Source organism: Microvirga brassicacearum, assembly GCF_008757455.1.
Lineage (GTDB): Bacteria > Pseudomonadota > Alphaproteobacteria > Rhizobiales > Beijerinckiaceae > Microvirga > Microvirga brassicacearum.
Window position 1 is genome coordinate 63203 of sequence record NZ_VCMV01000002.1, and the last position, 16761, is coordinate 79963.

A 16761-nucleotide genomic window follows, 5' to 3' on the forward strand; every position below is an offset into this window, starting at 1 on the left:
GTTTAAACCTGTCGCGTTCCAACCAGACAGGTAATCAAGCATGACAACGAGATCCGCCGAGAAGCCGACCTATGCGATCGAGCTTATCCTTTTGGTCGTCCTGGCGTCTCTTTGGGGCGCCTCCTACACCTTCATCAAGATCGGCGTCGAGACGATCCCGCCCATCACGCTGATCGCGGCGCGCACGCTCATTGCAGGCGGCGTGCTCTGGCTCGTCATGCTGCTGCGGGGCATCAGCCTTCCCCGGGATCGGGCGACCTGGGGGAGGTTCTTTGTCCAAGCATGCCTGAACAGTGTCATTCCTTTCACGCTGATCGCCTGGGCTGAACAATCCATCGATGCGGGTGTCGCCGTCATCCTCAACTCCATGACGCCGGTCTTCACTTTTCTCATCACGATGGTCTGGTCGCGGCATGAACCGACGAGCTTTCGTCGGTTTGCCGGCGTGCTGGTCGGAATGGCGGGCACCTGCTTCGTCGTCGGGATGCAGGCCACGCACCAGATCGGGCAGGAACTCGCGGCCCAGCTCGCCGTGGTCCTGGCGACGATCTGCTATGCGGGAGCCGCGATTTTTGGCCGAAACTTCAAGGATCTCGATCCGATGGCGCCCGCTGCCGGGTCGCTCATCTGCGGGGCCGTCATGCTCGTTCCTCTCAGCCTCACGGTCGACCGGCCTTGGACATTGTCGCCATCGATGCCATCGATTCTGGCGCTGGTCGGGCTCGCGATTTTCTCCACGTCGATCGCCTTTGTGATCTACTTCCGTCTCATCAGGACCCTTGGTTCCGTGAGCACGACGGCGCAAGGATATCTCCGGGCGCCCATCGGGGTCGCGATCGGCGCACTTTATCTGGGCGAGAGGCTGGAGATCTCCGCCTTGACAGGCCTCGCGCTGATTCTCGCGGGCGTCGGACTGATGACGATCCCGGGACGAAAAAGCGCTCCGGCTTTGCGCCCGGCTTAAGGTCGCCAGAATGCCAAAGGGACCGGCCGAAGTCGGACCCTTTGTGTGGATTCTGCCTTGTCCCGCGATTATTGCGGAGCAGGGGTCGCAGGTGCCGCGGGAGCGGCAGGTGCCGGGGATGTCGGAGCAGGGCGCGTCGGCGTGGCCGGAGCGCTCGGATTCGGCGTCGGAGTCGCAGGAGCGGTCTCCGTCTGAGGCGCGGTGCTGCCCGTGGTCGACACGTCGCGCGACCCGCCATCGTAGAACAGGAACGCGAGAAGCCCGAGGGCAACAACAAGTCCGCCGATCAGATAGGCAAGAGTGTTGGAACTGCGTCCTTCGCTTTCATAAACGTTGGTCTCGCGATTGTAGACGTTCGGATCGCGGTCCATGGGATCTACTGCCATTGTGAGCTCCTTGATCGGTTTTACACAGGCACAACGTTCAATTTCCCGTGGGGTTTCATCGAGGCTTGGCAATTTGCCTGATCGGGTGTGGATAAGTTCCAGACGACCTTGGCCGAGGTGCCGTTTATTCTGAACCATTGTTCAGATGGAAGGGGGTTGACCCGGGCGGGCTATGGCTCTTACTCCGGGCAGGAAACGGCAGATATAAAGGCGCGAGGCGGCATGAACGCTCCAGTCAACCCGAAGAAACTCATCAAGGGCGCGACAGGCGATTGGGAAATCGTCCTCGGGTTGGAAATCCACGCCCAGGTGAATTCCGAAGCGAAGCTGTTTTCGGGCGCCTCGACGGAATTCGGCGGCGATCCCAACAGCCACGTTTCTCTGGTCGATGCCGCCATGCCGGGAATGCTGCCGGTGATCAACGAGGAATGCGTTCGCCAGGCGATCCGTACCGGGCTTGGCCTCAAGGCCGAGGTCAACCTGCGCAGCACCTTCGACCGGAAGAACTATTTCTACCCGGACCTGCCGCAGGGCTATCAGATCAGCCAGTACAAGAGCCCGATCATCGGTGAGGGCGAGGTCATCGTCGACGTCAGCGAGAGCGAGACGATCACCGTGCGGATCGAGCGGCTGCATCTGGAGCAGGATGCGGGCAAGTCGATCCACGACCTTCATCCCACCATGAGCTTCGTCGACCTCAACCGGTCGGGCGTGGCGCTGATGGAAATCGTGTCGAAGCCCGATATGCGCTCGTCCGAGGAGGCCAAAGCCTTCGTGACGAAGCTGCGCACCATCGTGCGTTATCTCGGCACCTGCGACGGCGACATGGAGAAGGGCAACCTGCGCGCCGACGTGAACGTCTCAGTGCGCCGCCCCGGCGAGCCGCTTGGCACGCGCTGCGAGATCAAGAACGTCAACTCCATCCGCTTCATCGGTCAGGCGATCGAATACGAGGCCCGGCGCCAGATCGGCATCATCGAGGACGGCGGTACCATCGATCAGGAGACACGCCTGTTCGATCCCGGCAAGGGCGAGACCCGCTCCATGCGTTCCAAGGAAGAGGCGCACGATTACCGCTATTTCCCCGATCCCGACCTGCTGCCGCTCGAGTTCGACCAGGCCTATGTGGACGATCTTGCGCAGCACCTGCCGGAACTGCCCGACGCCAAGAAAGCGCGCTTCATCGCCGCCTACGGCCTGACCCCGTACGATGCAGGCGTGCTGGTGGCCGAGCGTTCCTCCGCCGATTTCTTCGAGGACGTCGCCAAGGGGCGCGACGGCAAGGCGGCGGCGAATTGGGTCATTAACGAACTGTTCGGACGCCTCAACAAGCAGAGCCAGGATATCTCGGCCTCGCCGGTTTCCGCCGATCAACTCGGCGGCATCGTCGATCTGATCGCCGAGGGCGTGATCTCCGGCAAGATCGCCAAGGACCTGTTCGAGATCGTCTACACGGAAGGCGGCGATCCGCGCCAGATCGTGGAAAGCCGTGGCATGAAACAGGTCACGGATACGGGTGCGATCGAGAAGGCGATCGATGAGATCATCGCATCCAACCCCGACAAGGTCGAACAGGCCAAAGCCAAGCCGACGCTGCTTGGATGGTTCGTCGGACAGGTCATGAAATCGACCGGCGGCAAGGCCAATCCGCAGGCGGTCAACGAACTTCTCAAAGCAAAGCTCGGTATCGAGTGAACCGGAGCAAGGCATGAACGACGGCGGCGTCATGACGATGGACGATCTGCGGCTGCGCCCGGCGACGGATGATGATGCGCAGGATCTGTTCGGCTTGCTCTCCCTGTGCTTTGCCGATTATCCGGGCTGCTACGTCGATCCTCATGAGGACCTGCCGGATCTGCGTGCGCCTGGACGCGCCTTTGCCGGCTCGGGCGGCGCATTCTGGGTCCTGGACGATGAACGCGGGCGCGTCTGCGCCTGCGTGGCGGTCGACTTTCCCGAGCGCGGCGTGGCCGAACTGCACCGGCTCTATGTGCGGCCGGACCAGCGCCGGCGCGGGCTTGGCGGCAGGCTCGTGGCGCATGTGGAGCGTTTTGCCCGCCAAGGCGGCGCCCGGCATCTCTTCTTCTGGTCCGACACGCGCTTCGAGGCGGCCCACCGGCTCTACCAGCGCGTCGGCTACCGGCTCGTTCCCGGCGAGCGCCCGCTCGGTGACATTTCCAACAGCATGGAAGTCCGGTTCGAACGGGACCTGTGATCGTCAGGGGATCTCGTAGACCGAAAACTCGTCCTGCATGCCGCGAAGGGCTGTGCGCCGTTGCGTCGGATGAAGGCCGCGACGCTCCATCAACTCGGATGTGACCGGGTCCTCCACCACGGCACCGGTGGCGAAAATCGCATGGGACATGGCAAGATTTTGCACCCGCGAGGCGATGTTCACCGTCTGGCCGAAATAATCCTGCCGATCATTGAGCATCACCGCGAGACACGGCCCCTCGTGTATGCCGATCTTGAGCAGCAGGTCCTCGCGGCCCCGCGTTTCATTGAGCTTCTGCATCTCCTCGCGCATCCGCAATGCTGCGGCGACGGCGCGATCGGGTGTCGGGAAGGTCGCCATCACGGCATCGCCGATGGTTTTGACCACCGCGCCAGCCTCAGCGCCGACGATGTCGTGCAAGACCCGGAAATGCTCCTTCACCAAGTCATAGGCGGCGAGATCGCCGACGCGCTCATAGAGCTGGGTCGAACCTTTCAGGTCGGTGAACAGGAAGGTCAGGCTCGTGATCTTCAGGCGCTGATCGATATCGAGCGTGTCGGTGCGATAGAGATCGCGAAAGGTCTGGTTGGACAGCAGCCGGTTGGCGGTGAGGAAAGGCCTCCGCCGCCCCAGCATATCATGCAAAGCGGTGCCGGCGATCCAGACCGCCGGCAGCACGCGCCGCGTCGTCCGGTTGTCGAGCGTCAGGCGCAGCGGGCCGGGTCGCAATTCGACCGTCTGATGCTGGGGATGCGCATCGTTGAACACGACCGACAAATTCTGCCGTTCTTTCGTCGGCTCGCCCTTGACGTCGATGAACTGCGCCGAATGCGTGATCGGCTCGAAGACGATGACGAATTCCGCCGGGAGCTGAAGCGACAGGGACGCGCGCTCGCCCGCCGGCAACTCCATCGCGTCGAGGACGATCTCCTCGACGATCTCGTCGAAATTCTCCGGCATGTCGACGCCCGAGCCCCAGAAGAACTGCCGGTCGTAATCCCACATCGACATCGTATCCGGGTCGTGTCCGGCGATCTTGCGGATTCGTGGCGTCACCGTGAAGGTGACCTCCACCATCTCGTCCAACGTCGGCTCGTAGCCTGCGCCACAGAGCGCGCAGCTATAGGAGGGTTGCTGGATCGTCTTGAGACTTGCGCCCGCATCCAGTACGCCGCCGCATCCGGGACACAGCACATTCCACGACATCTCGAAAATTCCGAGCCGGGCCGCGTGCAGGAAGGCCGCAATCGTCCGCTCTTCGTCGAGCCCTTCTCTTGCGGCAAAGGCGAGCACGTTGATGCGGTTGAGCGCGCTGTCCGGCGCGTCTCGAACAAGGCGCTCGATGGCATCGACGGTGCGGACGTCGGCAGATTGGCGCAGGATGGCGAACAGCGACAGATGTTCGGTCATAGGCCACCTTTCGGGGGCAGAGATGCCACGTCAAACCGGGCGCCGTCCGCGCGTCAATTCAGCGGCAGGTCCATCGCATAGGTGAAGAAGTGGGCGATTTATGGTCCGCGCGGCGGATCTTCAGGCGACGCCGAACGCATCGGCGTACCGGTTCGCCACCCGGGTCTGCCAGAGGCAGAGGACCGGCGTGACCACCAACTCGATGAAGAGGCCGCCGATCATGAACAGGGAGGGCAGGCCGGTGAAGGCGAAGGCGGTCAGGCGCGCCAACCCGCCGATTACCACCAGCAGGGTAAGAAGACGAAAACGGTTGGTGTGGAGTTCGATGCTCGGCAGGGTGCTCCAGAACAGGATGCCGACGCCAAGGAGCAGGCCGGAGAGGAAGCGGAAATGGCTCTCGGCCGAGATGCTGACGGTATCGCCGGTGAGCGCCTGTCCGAACAGCACGCCATAAAGCCCGACCGCGACCGGCAGCAGCGCGACCAGCCCCACCACCTGCTGCAAGCGCCGGCGTTCCTGTTGCATCCGCGTCATGGCGTTCTCCCTGCTGAGATTTTGATCCTTTTGGTCGGGAGATCAACCCGCGCGGGCTTAACCCGCCTCTGGACAGCTTGCTCTTTTGAGGATGTACGTATATGCGTACATATAAATCGGGGACCTGAACGCATGTCTTATGTCACATTTACCGAATTGCGCGCCAGCATGGCGAAGCACTTCGACCGGGTAGAGGCGGACCGCACCGAACTCGTGGTCACGCGCCAGAACCACGAACCTGTCGTGGTGATGCCGCTGGCCGAACTGGAGGGGCTGCGAGAGAGCCTTCATCTGCTCAGCACGCCCGCCAACGCCGAGCAACTTCGACAGGCGATTGCGGAACTCGATGCCGGCGGCGGCCGCGAGCGACGCCTGATCGAGGAATGAAGCTCGTTTTTGCGTCGTTGGCTTGGGCCGATTACTTGTTCTGGCAGGAGAACGATCCGCCCATCCATCGGCGGGTCAATGCCCTGATCAAGGATGCGACCCGTTCACCCTTCAGCGGCATCGGCAAGCCCGAGCCACTTGCCGGGAACCTCAAAGGCTGGTGGTCGCGGCGGATCACCCGCGAACACCGGCTGGTCTATCGCCTGACAGGCACCGGTCCGGATCAGGCGATTGAAATCGCCATGTGCCGCTTCCATTACGGCGCATGAACTTCCCTCCGATAAATCATCCGAAAGCTCATCCATGATAGACCTACAAATCCGCGATGCCGAAGCCGCCGACCTCGAGGCGATCATCCGCCTTCATGAGGAGGATGAACTCGGCGGGCGCGGCGATGCGTGGACCGCCGAGAACCGGGACGCTTACGAGAAAGCCTTCACGGCGATCGACCGGAGCCCGGATAATCGCCTTTTCGTGGCGCTTCAGGACGGGGAGGTCGTCGGCACGTTCCAACTCACCTTCATTCCCAACCTGACGGGACGGGGAGCGCTGCGGACCAAGGTCGAGAGCGTGAAGGTGAAGCGCAGCAAACGCTCGCTCGGCATCGGCGCCCGGATGATGGATTTCGCCGCCGACGCAGCCCGCGCGCGCGGCGCCAGCCTGCTTGAGCTGACGTCCCAGAAATCGCGCAAGGACGCTCACCGGTTCTATGAGCGGATCGGGTACTCGTCATCGCATGAAGGCTTCAAGAGGAAACTCTAGACGAACCGGCTCAGGGGCCGCCGCCTGCCTCAGGCCTTGGCCGCCTTGAGGCGGGTGTTGCACTGGCTCCAGAATTTCGGCCACTTCAAGCCGGCCTCGACTTTGCCGCCGGTCTTTGCGGCTTTCCATTCGGCGCTGCACTTGGTCATGCGGTCGCGCGCGGCCATCTGTGCGGCGCTCGGCTCCTTCTTGGGCTTCATTTCGGTGGCCGCATGAGCCGACAAGGCGAACGAAAGTGCCAATGCGCAGGCCAAGGTGGAGACGAGAAGGCGTTTGGTCATAGAGAAATCCCCCAACGCGTCTGGTTGAATCGACGCTCCTCAATCTTCATATGAAACAATGAAACACACAAGGCGGCAGGCGCCAGCGGGCGCTCTGTCCACCGCATTTGATTTCACGGCGCGGATTTCCGAAGCGGAGCGTGATTTGAGGACGTGGGGGGTGCCATGGCGGATGGTTTGGCCTACGCTTGCGGCACACGTCCCCCACCAGCCGAGGAGAGGTATGCTATGGCGGCTTCCGCCCAACAACCGATTGATCTCTATTACTGGCCGACCCCGAATGGATGGAAGATCTCCATCATGCTCGAGGAAGCGGGCCTGCCGTACAAGGTCCACCCGGTCAATATCGGCAAGGGCGATCAGTTCAAGCCTGAATTCCTCGAGATCTCGCCCAACAACAAGATGCCGGCGATCGTCGACCCGCAGGGACCGGACGGAAAACCGATCTCGATCTTTGAATCCGGCGCGATCCTGCAATATCTCGGGCGCAAGACGGGCCAATTCTATCCGGCGGATGAGCGCAAGCGCATCGAGGTGGACCAGTGGTTGTTCTGGCAGATGGGCGGCTTCGGCCCGATGCTCGGCCAGACGCATCACTTCCGCATCTACGCGCCCGAACAGGTGCCGTATGCGATCGAACGCTACACCAACGAAACCAACCGGCTTTATGGCGTGCTCGACAAGCAACTGGCCAAGCGGCCATACGTCGCCGGCGATTACTCGATCGCCGACATGGCAATCGTTCCCTGGGCAAAGCTATGGGAGCGGCAGGGCCAGAACATTGACGATTTTCCCCATGTGAAACGCTGGCTCGAGGCGGTCCTGAACCGGCCCGCTGTCCGGCGGGGCATCGAAGTCGGCGCGGAGGATCGCGGCGCCAACGATATGCAGGACCCGGCGGTGCAGGCTATCCTGTTCGGCCAGAAAGCGCGGTAGCGGATCTGACGCTCAATTCGCGCGACGCCACGTCTGCGTGCGGCAGATCAGGCCGGCGAGCACGCAGCCCGACACTTTCATCGCGTCGCCGTCAAACGTGGCCTTGCCCGCATAGATCTTGCCATCCCTGAAATTGTAGAGTTGGCCCGTATAGCCGCCTCTCGCCGGCCTGACGTCCCACATCATCTCCAAGCCGACGAGGTTTCGTCCGCGCTTGGCCGGGTCGGGGTTGTTCACATCTTTCGTTTCGCCGACGACCGAGACGATCCTGCCGCAATGCGCGGCCCCGCATCTGCTGACGCGGACGCGGGTTCTCCCGCTTTGGCTGACATAGGTGCCGCTTGGATCAAACGATTGTTGCGCCGGGGCCGAGGTCGCGAACAAGATCGCGCCGAGTGCCATTATGGTTGCGAACCTCATGACCTCCTCCCGCGCGTCGCCTTTCCTTGGTCTGCCGAGGAAAACGATCGGGAAGCAAAGGGTTTCCCCGGCAAATCCGGGGCATGATCGGCAAGGCGGTATCTCCCCTGAGTTCGCAGATGCGAAAAGGCGCTTGAGGGCAGGGGGGTGCGCGGCTATAAGCGCGCCACCTTTCCATTTTCCTTCTCAAGAGTGAGTTTCATGGCCACCGAGCGCACGTTTTCCATCATCAAGCCTGACGCGACCGAGCGGAACCTGACCGGCGCCGTCAATGCCGTCATCGAGAAAGCCGGCCTGCGCATCGTGGCGCAGAAGCGTATCCTCATGAACCGCCGCGAAGCCGAGACATTCTATGCGGTCCACAAGGAACGTCCGTTCTTCGGCGAACTGGTCGATTTCATGATCTCGGCGCCGGTCGTCGTGCAGGTCCTCGAAGGCGACAACGCGGTCGTGAAGTATCGCGAGATCATGGGCGCGACGAACCCGGAAAGCGCCGCCGAGGGCACCATCCGCAAGCTCTACGCCAAGTCGATCGGCGAAAATTCCGTCCACGGTTCGGACAGCCAGGAGAACGCAAAGCTGGAAATCGCCCAGTTCTTCTCCGGCAACGAGATCGTCGGCTGACGCTTTCCGTCATTGCCGTCCAAGGGCCGCCCACCGAGGCGGCCCTTTTTCGTTGGAGCAGCGCTTACGCCGGCCGGTTCGGAATGGTGAGGCCGCGCTGGACGGCCGGTCGTGCGAGGCCTCGTTCCAGCCATGCGGGCACGTGCCTGAGGCTGTCGAAATCCACCAACTCGCGGGCCTCGTAGAAGCCGACGAGGTTGCGCACCCAGCCGAGCAGCGAGATGTCGGCGATGGAGTAATCCGCGCCCATGATCCATTCCCGCCCGTTGAGCCGGGTTTCGAGAACGCCGAGCAGGCGCTTCGATTCCGCGCGATAACGCTCGAGCGGGCGCTTGTCCTCGATCTCACGTCCGGCGAATTTGTGGAAATAGCCGAGTTGCCCGAACATCGGCCCGACGCCGCCCATCTGAAAGAAGACCCATTGGATGGTCTGATAGCGCTCCGTGGCTTTCGCGGGCAGGAGCTTTCCAGTCTTCTCGGCGAGGTAGAGGAGGATGGCACCCGACTCGAAGAGCGCCAGCGGCGCGCTGTCCGGCCCGTTGGGATCGATGATGGCGGGGATCTTGCCGTTGGGGTTCAACGACAGGAATTCCGGCGTCCAACTCTCGTTCTTGCCGATTTCGACGAAATGCGGCTCGTAAGGGAGCCCGATCTCCTCCAGCATGATGGAGACCTTGACGCCGTTCGGCGTCGGCGCGGAATAGAGCTGGAGGCGATTGGGATGCTGGGCCGGCCAGCGCGTCGTGATCGGGAAAGCGGAGAGGTCGGGCATAACGCAATTCTCGTTGTTGAGCGGACTTGGGTTGTGAGCGGACGTGCCGCGCGGTCTTAGCATGTATTCCAAATCTTAAGCGTCTTGTCAGGTTGACCTTGACGGGTGCCGGTGAGGCTATTCTTAAATGCGACTGTACCGTCGCATCATGGAGTTCCGATGAGAACCGCCCTTCGCACGCTGCTGGCCGCTGCTGCCGTCGCCGTGTCCGCTACCGCCGTCCTCGCCTCCGCGTCCAATACGCCGATCAACTACCAGCCCGATCCGGCGCTCAAGACGGAAAGCCTCAGCCAGTTGCGGGCTCGCGTGAGCCAGGCCTGCGGCGTGACCCAGGCCAGGCTCCTGAATGTCAGCGAGGCCTCCCTGTCGCGCAAATGCGATTGCTATGCGGGCCAGACGCTTCGCGCCATGAGCGCCGAGGAAGTGCAAGCCTATCGCGATACGGGTGTTTTCAACGATTCCACGCGCGGCAAAGCGCTGGCATCGCTCGATTCCTGCAAATTGCAACGGCCGGCGATGTAGCCTCCGGCCAGTTCGCGCGAGCTAGCCCGGCGACCGCAACGACCCCGCAGCGCTCCATCCTTCCGAGAAGACAACCCGGCCATTCTCAAGCCGGGCGTCGCCGTCGCAGATCATGCGCAAAGCCTGCGGATAGAGCCGATGCTCCTGCGCCAGCACGCGCACTGCCAGGTCCGCCGCGGTATCGCCGGGCACGACCGGGATCGCCGCCTGCGCAATGATGGGGCCGGCATCGAGTTCCGGCACCACGAAATGCACCGTGCAGCCATGGATGAGGACGCCGGCGTCGAGCGCCCGCTGGTGGGTGTTGGTGCCGCGAAACAGCGGCAGCAGCGACGGATGAATGTTGACCATCCGTCCCGACCAGCGTTCCACGAACTCGCTCGTCAGCACGCGCATGAAACCGGCGAGGCAGATCAGGTCGATATCACGCGCAACAAGCGCCTCGTGGAGCGCGGCATCGAAGCTCGCGCGATCCGCATAAGCCGTGTGATCGATGGCAAAAGCCTCGATGCCTTCGTCCCGCGCACGCGCCAGACCGCCGGCATCAGGCCGGTTGGACAGCACCAGCGCGATCTCGCCGGGAAAACCCGGCGCCCGCGCTGCCTCCATGAGCGACACGCTGTTGGAGCCGCGGCCCGAGATCAGGATGGCAATGCGCCGACGGGTCATGAGAGCTTGAGATGCCCTGACGTGCGCACCTGCTCGCCGTCGTCATGCGCAATGGTTTTGCCAATGCGCACAGGGTTTTCGCCGGCATTGCGGAGATCCTGCATGACGTTCTCGGCACGGTCGGCCGCCGCCACGACGATCATCCCGATGCCGCAATTGAACGTGCGCAGCATCTCCGCCTCGGCAACGCCGCCGGTGCGAGCAAGCCAGCCGAAAACCGCCGGTACAGGGATGGCGTCGAGATCGAGGAGCACACCGACGCCGTCGGGCAGAACGCGCGGGATGTTATCGGGGAACCCGCCGCCGGTGATGTGAGCCAGCGCCTTGATGCCGTCGCCGGCTTTCAGGGCGGCAAGCAGCGGTTTTACATAGATGCGGGTCGGATCGAGGAGCGCCTCGCCGAGGCTGCGGCCGGGCGCGAAGGGCGCCGGCGCATTCCAGGCGAGGCCGGAGGCCTCGACGATGCGCCGCACGAGGGAAAAGCCGTTGGAATGGACGCCGGAGGAGGGCAGGCCAATCAGGACGTCGCCCGCAGCCACGGCTTTCGGCAGCAGCGTGCCGCGTTCGGCGGCGCCGACTGCAAAACCGGCCAGATCATAATCGCCGCGCGCGTAGAGCCCCGGCATCTCGGCCGTCTCTCCGCCCACGAGAGCGCAGCCGGCCTGAATGCAGCCATCCGCGATGCCCCGGACGATGGCGACGCCGATTTCCGGTGTGAGCTTGCCGGTGGCGAAGTAATCGAGGAAGAACAGCGGCTCGGCGCCCTGGACGATAATATCGTTGACGCACATCGCCACCAGATCGACACCGATGGTGTGGTGAATGCCGGTATCGATGGCGATCTTCACCTTGGTGCCGACCCCGTCATTGGCCGCCACCAGAATTGGATCGGTAAAGCCCGCTGCCTTGAGATCGAACAACCCGCCGAAGCCGCCGATTTCGGCATCGGCACCCGGCCGCCGCGTGGCGCGCACCAGCGGTTTGATCTCATCGACCATGGCGTTGCCCGCATCGATATCGACGCCCGCTTGCGCGTAGGTCAGGCCGTTCGGCAAATCTTTCGTCATCCGCTCACCCCGTCTCAAGCGCGGGGAGTAGGACGAGCGGTGGCCGGAGGCAAGGGAAACTCGGATTTTTTGTGCATCCCGGCGCAAGAGACCGTTCCCCGCGTGCCTGCCGCAGGGGCAACGTTGCGCTCACCGCCCGGAGCCGCCATTTACCCCGCACCATGACCATTCCCAACCTTATCACCATCGCCCGGCTCATCATGGTCCCGATCGTCATCGTGATGATCCTGCAGGGGCGGTGGGTGGCGGCCTTCGCCGTCTTCGTGCTGGCGGGGCTCTCCGACGCGGTCGACGGGTTCATCGCACGGCAATTCAACATGAGAAGCGAGTTCGGCGCGCATCTCGACCCCATTGCCGACAAGGCGCTTCTGGTGTCGATTTATGTGACCCTGGCCATCGTCGGCTCGGTTCCGGCCTGGCTTGCCATCGTGGTCGTGGCGCGGGACATGATGATCGTTGCCGCCATCATGCTGTCCTGGGTCATGAGCCGCCCGGTGGAGATCAAGCCGCTCTTCATCAGCAAGCTCAGCACGGCGGCGCAGATCTGTTTTGCGGCGTTCGCCCTTGCGGTGAAGGCCTTCGGGGCGGACTTCGAGGGTTTCGGCGATGCGGCGGCGGTTGTTGTCGCAGCCTTGACCGTCGCATCGGCCGGTGCCTATCTCGGGGGCTGGCTCCGGCACATGGCGGCCTGAGCCTAAATTTTTTCGCAATGGTGGGACGATGACGCTCCAACGGCAGGTGATTTTCTGGATCTTGACGCTTGCGGTCACCGTGCTGCTGCTTGCTATTTTTCGGGCCGTCTTGCTGCCCTTCGTCGCAGGCTTTGCGCTCGCCTATATGCTGGACCCCTTGGCGGACCGGCTTCAGCGGACCGGGATCGGGCGGTTGGGCGCCAGCCTCATCATCCTCATCCTGTTCGTCCTCGTCTTCATCGTCGCCCTGATGGTGATCGTGCCGCTGCTCGGCCAGCAGCTCGGGGAGTTCGTCGACCGGCTTCCGAGCTACGTGGCGCGCCTGCAGCAATTGGCGGTGGAGCAGGGCGGCCCGCTCATCGATCGTCTCGGCGGCGCCAATGCCCTCTCGGACATTCAAAAATCCGTCGGGAACCTCATGTCGCAGGGCATTGCCTGGATGGGCACCTTCCTGCAGGGCCTCTGGTCCGGCGGACAGGCGCTCCTCGGGATCTTTTCCCTGCTCGTGGTCACCCCGGTGGTGGCCTTCTACATGCTGGTCGATTGGGACCGGATGGTCTCCACCGTCGATTCCTGGATGCCCATGCGAAATCGAGACACGATCCGGGCCATCGCCCGGGACATCGACCGGGCAATTGCCGGTTTCGTTCGTGGCCAGGCTTTGGTGTGCCTGATCCTCGGCACGTTTTACGCGGTCGCGCTGACGCTGCTCGGCCTGAACTTCGGTGCCATGATCGGCATGACGTCGGGCATTCTGAGCTTCATTCCTTATGTGGGGTCGCTGACCGGGTTGATCCTCTCCATGGGCGTCGCCATCGTGCAGTTCTGGCCCGACTGGACGCTGATCGTCGCGACGCTCGGCATCTTCGTGTTCGGCCAGTTCGTCGAAGGCAATATTCTGTCGCCTAAACTCGTCGGCGAAAGCGTCGGGCTGCACCCGGTCTGGCTGATGTTCGCCCTTTTGGCTTTCGGCTCGCTCTTCGGCTTCGTGGGGCTGCTGATGGCGGTGCCGCTGGCGGCCGCCATTGGGGTGATCGCTCGCTTCGCGCTACAGCAATATCTCACCAGCCCGCTCTATCGCGGGACCGAGCCGGTCATCATCACGCCGAAGGTCGATCTCGATGCGTGAGACGCCGAGGCAACTCACGTTCGATCTCCCCCTCGATCCCCGCTTCGGACGCGAGGATTTTCTCGTCTCGCCGTCGAACGAGCAGGCTTATGCCCGGATCGAGAGCTGGCCCGCCTGGAATGACACCGTGCTGCTGCTCAACGGTCCGCGCGGCAGCGGTAAAAGCCATCTGGCGGCGATCTGGGCCGCAGCCGCCCATGCCTGGACGGTCGACGCCTTCGAGATCGTATCCGAAAAGGTGCCCCACCTGATCTCCAACGGCGCGCTCGCGATCGAGGATATCGATCGGGCGGATCGGGACGAGGCGGCCTTGTTTCACCTGCTCAATCTGGCGCGCGAGAAACGGGCCTTTGTGCTGCTGACCTGCGAGAAATCTCCCGACAATTGGGGCCTGCGCACGGCCGATCTGCTGTCCCGGCTGCGGCTTGCGCCCAGCGTGTCGATCGGCGCGCCGGACGACGCGCTGCTGAAAGCCGTCCTGGTAAAGCTTTTTGTCGACCGGCAACTCGTGGTCGATACCAGCGTTGTGGATTATATCGCCCTCAGGATCGAACGCTCGCTCGCCAAGGCCGACGAGTTCGTGACAATTCTCGACAAGGAGGCCTTGAGCCGGGGCCGTCGCGTATCGCGCGCGATGGCGGCCGAAATTCTCGGTGCTTCTCAGGAAATGGATGAGATCGAGTGAAGCCCCTAGCGCCCCGCCGTCGTGAAACCGTCACGAAGTCCCCACCAAAACGGACGTCGTCGAAAGTCACGACGGAGAACGAAGTGCGCAACAGCCTGGTCCTGGACGAAACCGAAATCGTCAGCGAAACCCCGGCGCCGAAGGCTCCGCCGGATATCGAGTTTGACGGCGCGGTCCTGCGCCAGTTTCCGCAGCGCTTCATCAACCGCGAATTGTCGTGGCTGCAATTCAACCGGCGGGTTCTGGAGGAAGCCGCGAACCGGAATCATCCGTTGCTCGAGCAACTGCGCTTCCTGTCGATTTCCGCCGGCAATCTCGACGAGTTCTTCATGGTTCGCGTCGCCGGCCTGCGCGGTCAGGTGCGGTCGGGGATTGCTGCCCCGTCTCAGGACGGACTGACCCCGCAGGAGCAATTGAGCCTCATCGGCGCGGCGGTCTCGAAGCTCGCATCCGACCAGCAACGGCGCTGGCGCGAATTGAAGGAGAGCCTGCTCGAGGAGGGCATCGTCCTCGTCGAGGGCGCCACCGGCCTGACCAAACCGGAATCGTCCTGGCTCGAGGATTACTTCCTCAACCACGTCTTCCCGCTGCTGACGCCGCTTGCGGTCGATCCGGCCCATCCATTCCCGTTCATTCCAAACCTCGGCGCCTCGATCGCGCTCAAGCTGGCGCGCCAGAGCGACGGCAAGGTGCTGAACGCGCTGATCCGCCTGCCGTCCAGGGCAGACCGCTTCATCCGGCTGCCGGATTTCGCCGAAACCGGCGCCACGCGATTTATCGGGCTCGAGCAGGTCATCGCGCTTTATACGAGCCGCCTTTTCCCCGGCTACGATATGCAGGGTCAGGGCGCATTCCGGGTCATCCGCGACAGCGATCTGGAAATCGAGGAAGAGGCCGAGGATCTCGTGCGCCTGTTCGAGACCGCTCTCAAGCAGCGCCGGCGCGGCAGCGTCATCCGGCTTGAGGTCGAGGCCGGGATGCCGGAAGACTTGCGCCTGTTCGTGGCCGAGGAACTCGAAATCTCAGGCGACGAAATGTTCGTCGGCGAAGGGATGCTCGGTCTCCACGAGCTCTCGCACCTCGTGGCGCTCGACCGGCCGGACTTGAAGTTCAAGCCCTATAACGCGCGATTTCCGGAGCGGATCAGGGAGCATAGCGGAGATTGCTTCGCGGCCATCCGCGAGAAGGACCTCATCGTCCACCACCCCTATGAGTCGTTCGACGCCGTGGTCCAGTTTCTCCGGCAGGCGGCGCGCGATCCGAACGTGGTCGCCATCAAGCAGACGCTCTACCGCACGTCCTCGGAATCGCCCATCGTCGCGGCGCTGGCCGAGGCGGCGGAAGCCGGCAAGGCGGTAACCGCTCTGGTGGAACTCAAGGCCCGTTTCGACGAGGAGGCCAATATCCGCTGGGCGCGCGATCTGGAACGCGCAGGCGCTCAGGTGGTGTTCGGTTTCATCGAGCTGAAGACGCACGCCAAGTTGTCGATGATCGTGCGGCGCGAGGGCGGACAGCTCATCACCTATTGTCATGTGGGCACCGGCAATTACCACCCGATCACCGCGCGTATCTATACCGACCTGTCGTTCTTCACCGCCGATCCGGTGATCGGGCGCGATGTCGGGCGCATCTTCAACTACATCACCGGTTACGCCGAACCGGCCGCGCTGGAGCGGATGGCGGTGTCGCCGCTGACGCTCAAGAAACGCCTCCTCCAGCACATCGGCGAGGAGGTCGCGAACGCCAAGGCGGGCCAGCCGGCGGCGATCTGGTGCAAGTGCAATTCCCTCGTCGATCCCGTCATCATCGATGCGCTGTACGATGCCAGCGCGGCAGGCGTGCAGGTCGATCTCATCGTGCGCGGCATCTGCTGCCTGCGCCCCGGCATCAAGGGCCTGTCCGAGAATATCCGCGTGAAATCCATCGTCGGGCGGTTTCTCGAACACACCCGCATCTATGCGTTCGGAAACGGCAAGAGCCTGCCGAACCCGAAGGCGCATGTGTATATATCCTCCGCCGACCTGATGTCGCGCAATCTCGACCGGCGGGTGGAAGCCCTCCTGCCGATCCTCAACCCGACCGTGCACCAGCAGGTGCTCGACCAGATCATGCTCGCGAACCTGCTCGACAACGAACAGAGCTGGACGGTGTTGTCGGACGGCACCAGCCAGCGGATCACGTTGGCGAAGGGCGAGGAGCCTTTCAACGCCCACAGGTATTTCATGACCAATCCGAGCTTGTCGGGTCGCGGCAAGTCGCTCAAGACGTCCAGCCCGAAAGCGCTGGCCAAACGCGGGCAGCGCTGA

21 protein-coding genes are annotated in these 16761 nt (G+C 63.1%); 13 read left to right on the forward strand and 8 right to left on the reverse strand.

The features are described 5' to 3' along the window. Positions 1–40 precede the first annotated feature (40 nt). Entirely contained in the window at positions 41–964 is a 924-nt protein-coding gene (locus FEZ63_RS00890; RefSeq protein WP_150941754.1) for a DMT family transporter, read from the forward strand. Positions 965–1032: 68 nt separating this feature from the next. Here FEZ63_RS00890 and FEZ63_RS00895 read toward each other — a convergent pair whose 3' ends face one another. Next, positions 1033–1350: a hypothetical protein gene (locus tag FEZ63_RS00895; protein WP_201274053.1), complete on the reverse strand. Its 318-nt coding sequence runs from the start codon at positions 1348–1350 to the stop codon at positions 1033–1035. 222 nt (positions 1351–1572) lie between these two features. Between FEZ63_RS00895 and gatB the strand changes: the two genes are divergently transcribed. Together gatB and FEZ63_RS00905 are read left to right on the forward strand one after the other, a co-directional pair. Continuing rightward, complete coding sequence (gene gatB / locus FEZ63_RS00900; RefSeq protein ID WP_150941755.1) at positions 1573–3045, forward strand: Asp-tRNA(Asn)/Glu-tRNA(Gln) amidotransferase subunit GatB; 1473 nt, start codon at positions 1573–1575, stop codon at positions 3043–3045. Positions 3046–3058: 13 nt separating this feature from the next. After that, the gene (locus FEZ63_RS00905) at positions 3059–3565 is read left to right on the forward strand and encodes a GNAT family N-acetyltransferase (protein ID WP_150941756.1); all 507 of its coding nucleotides are present in this window, start codon (positions 3059–3061) and stop codon (positions 3563–3565) included. A 3-nt stretch (positions 3566–3568) separates the two neighbouring features. Here FEZ63_RS00905 and FEZ63_RS00910 read toward each other — a convergent pair whose 3' ends face one another. Further along, on the reverse strand, positions 3569–4975 hold the full coding sequence (locus FEZ63_RS00910; RefSeq protein ID WP_150941757.1) for an adenylate/guanylate cyclase domain-containing protein: 1407 nt from the start codon (positions 4973–4975) through the stop codon (positions 3569–3571). A 120-nt stretch (positions 4976–5095) separates the two neighbouring features. Then, complete coding sequence (locus FEZ63_RS00915) at positions 5096–5500, reverse strand: DUF4345 domain-containing protein (protein ID WP_150941887.1); 405 nt, start codon at positions 5498–5500, stop codon at positions 5096–5098. Between the two features lie 141 nt (positions 5501–5641). On the opposite strand from FEZ63_RS00915, the gene FEZ63_RS00920 reads away from it, so the two are divergent. From FEZ63_RS00920 to FEZ63_RS00930, 3 genes are read left to right on the forward strand one after another with little or no spacing between them, the layout of a single operon-like run. Continuing rightward, positions 5642–5896 carry a type II toxin-antitoxin system Phd/YefM family antitoxin gene (locus tag FEZ63_RS00920; RefSeq protein ID WP_150941758.1) on the forward strand — a complete coding sequence of 85 codons (255 nt, stop codon included), beginning with the start codon at positions 5642–5644 and terminating at the stop codon, positions 5894–5896. Then, the gene (locus FEZ63_RS00925; protein WP_150941759.1) at positions 5893–6165 is read left to right on the forward strand and encodes a Txe/YoeB family addiction module toxin; all 273 of its coding nucleotides are present in this window, start codon (positions 5893–5895) and stop codon (positions 6163–6165) included. Before FEZ63_RS00920 ends, FEZ63_RS00925 begins: the two co-directional genes overlap by 4 nt. A gap of 34 nt (positions 6166–6199) precedes the next feature. Next, positions 6200–6658, forward strand: coding sequence for a GNAT family N-acetyltransferase (locus FEZ63_RS00930; RefSeq protein WP_150941760.1), 459 nt, complete (start codon positions 6200–6202; stop codon positions 6656–6658). A gap of 29 nt (positions 6659–6687) precedes the next feature. Here the strand turns inward: FEZ63_RS00930 and FEZ63_RS00935 are convergent, their stop codons facing one another. Continuing rightward, on the reverse strand, positions 6688–6939 hold the full coding sequence (locus FEZ63_RS00935) for a hypothetical protein (RefSeq protein ID WP_150941761.1): 252 nt from the start codon (positions 6937–6939) through the stop codon (positions 6688–6690). 228 nt (positions 6940–7167) lie between these two features. Here FEZ63_RS00935 and FEZ63_RS00940 point away from each other — a divergent pair, with 228 nt between their 5' ends. Continuing rightward, a complete protein-coding gene (locus tag FEZ63_RS00940) occupies positions 7168–7875 on the forward strand; it encodes a glutathione S-transferase N-terminal domain-containing protein (RefSeq protein WP_150941762.1) in 708 nt (235 codons plus the stop codon). A gap of 12 nt (positions 7876–7887) precedes the next feature. Here FEZ63_RS00940 and FEZ63_RS00945 read toward each other — a convergent pair whose 3' ends face one another. Beyond that, a complete protein-coding gene (locus tag FEZ63_RS00945; RefSeq protein ID WP_150941763.1) occupies positions 7888–8295 on the reverse strand; it encodes a DUF2147 domain-containing protein in 408 nt (135 codons plus the stop codon). Between the two features lie 201 nt (positions 8296–8496). On the opposite strand from FEZ63_RS00945, the gene ndk reads away from it, so the two are divergent. Next, the gene (gene ndk / locus FEZ63_RS00950) at positions 8497–8919 is read left to right on the forward strand and encodes a nucleoside-diphosphate kinase (protein WP_150941764.1); all 423 of its coding nucleotides are present in this window, start codon (positions 8497–8499) and stop codon (positions 8917–8919) included. A gap of 64 nt (positions 8920–8983) precedes the next feature. Here ndk and FEZ63_RS00955 read toward each other — a convergent pair whose 3' ends face one another. Continuing rightward, entirely contained in the window at positions 8984–9691 is a 708-nt protein-coding gene (locus FEZ63_RS00955; RefSeq protein WP_150941765.1) for a glutathione S-transferase N-terminal domain-containing protein, read from the reverse strand. A gap of 159 nt (positions 9692–9850) precedes the next feature. Here FEZ63_RS00955 and FEZ63_RS00960 point away from each other — a divergent pair, with 159 nt between their 5' ends. Then, complete coding sequence (locus FEZ63_RS00960; protein ID WP_150941766.1) at positions 9851–10213, forward strand: hypothetical protein; 363 nt, start codon at positions 9851–9853, stop codon at positions 10211–10213. Positions 10214–10234: 21 nt separating this feature from the next. On the opposite strand, the gene purN is transcribed toward FEZ63_RS00960, so the two are convergent. Both purN and purM read right to left on the reverse strand, forming a co-directional pair. Next, the gene (gene purN, locus FEZ63_RS00965; protein ID WP_150941767.1) at positions 10235–10882 is read right to left on the reverse strand and encodes a phosphoribosylglycinamide formyltransferase; all 648 of its coding nucleotides are present in this window, start codon (positions 10880–10882) and stop codon (positions 10235–10237) included. Beyond that, entirely contained in the window at positions 10879–11949 is a 1071-nt protein-coding gene (gene purM, locus FEZ63_RS00970; RefSeq protein WP_150941768.1) for a phosphoribosylformylglycinamidine cyclo-ligase, read from the reverse strand. Before purM ends, purN begins: the two co-directional genes overlap by 4 nt. Before the next feature lie 161 nt (positions 11950–12110). Between purM and FEZ63_RS00975 the strand changes: the two genes are divergently transcribed. From FEZ63_RS00975 to FEZ63_RS00990, 4 genes are all read left to right on the forward strand, one after another. Further along, the gene (locus tag FEZ63_RS00975; RefSeq protein WP_150941769.1) at positions 12111–12641 is read left to right on the forward strand and encodes a CDP-alcohol phosphatidyltransferase family protein; all 531 of its coding nucleotides are present in this window, start codon (positions 12111–12113) and stop codon (positions 12639–12641) included. Positions 12642–12669: 28 nt separating this feature from the next. After that, a complete protein-coding gene (locus tag FEZ63_RS00980) occupies positions 12670–13770 on the forward strand; it encodes an AI-2E family transporter (protein WP_150941770.1) in 1101 nt (366 codons plus the stop codon). Then, positions 13763–14455 (forward strand): P-loop NTPase family protein, encoded by a 693-nt coding sequence (locus FEZ63_RS00985; protein WP_150941771.1) that lies wholly within the window; start codon positions 13763–13765, stop codon positions 14453–14455. Before FEZ63_RS00980 ends, FEZ63_RS00985 begins: the two co-directional genes overlap by 8 nt. 116 nt (positions 14456–14571) lie before the next feature. After that, complete coding sequence (locus FEZ63_RS00990; protein WP_420846244.1) at positions 14572–16761, forward strand: RNA degradosome polyphosphate kinase; 2190 nt, start codon at positions 14572–14574, stop codon at positions 16759–16761.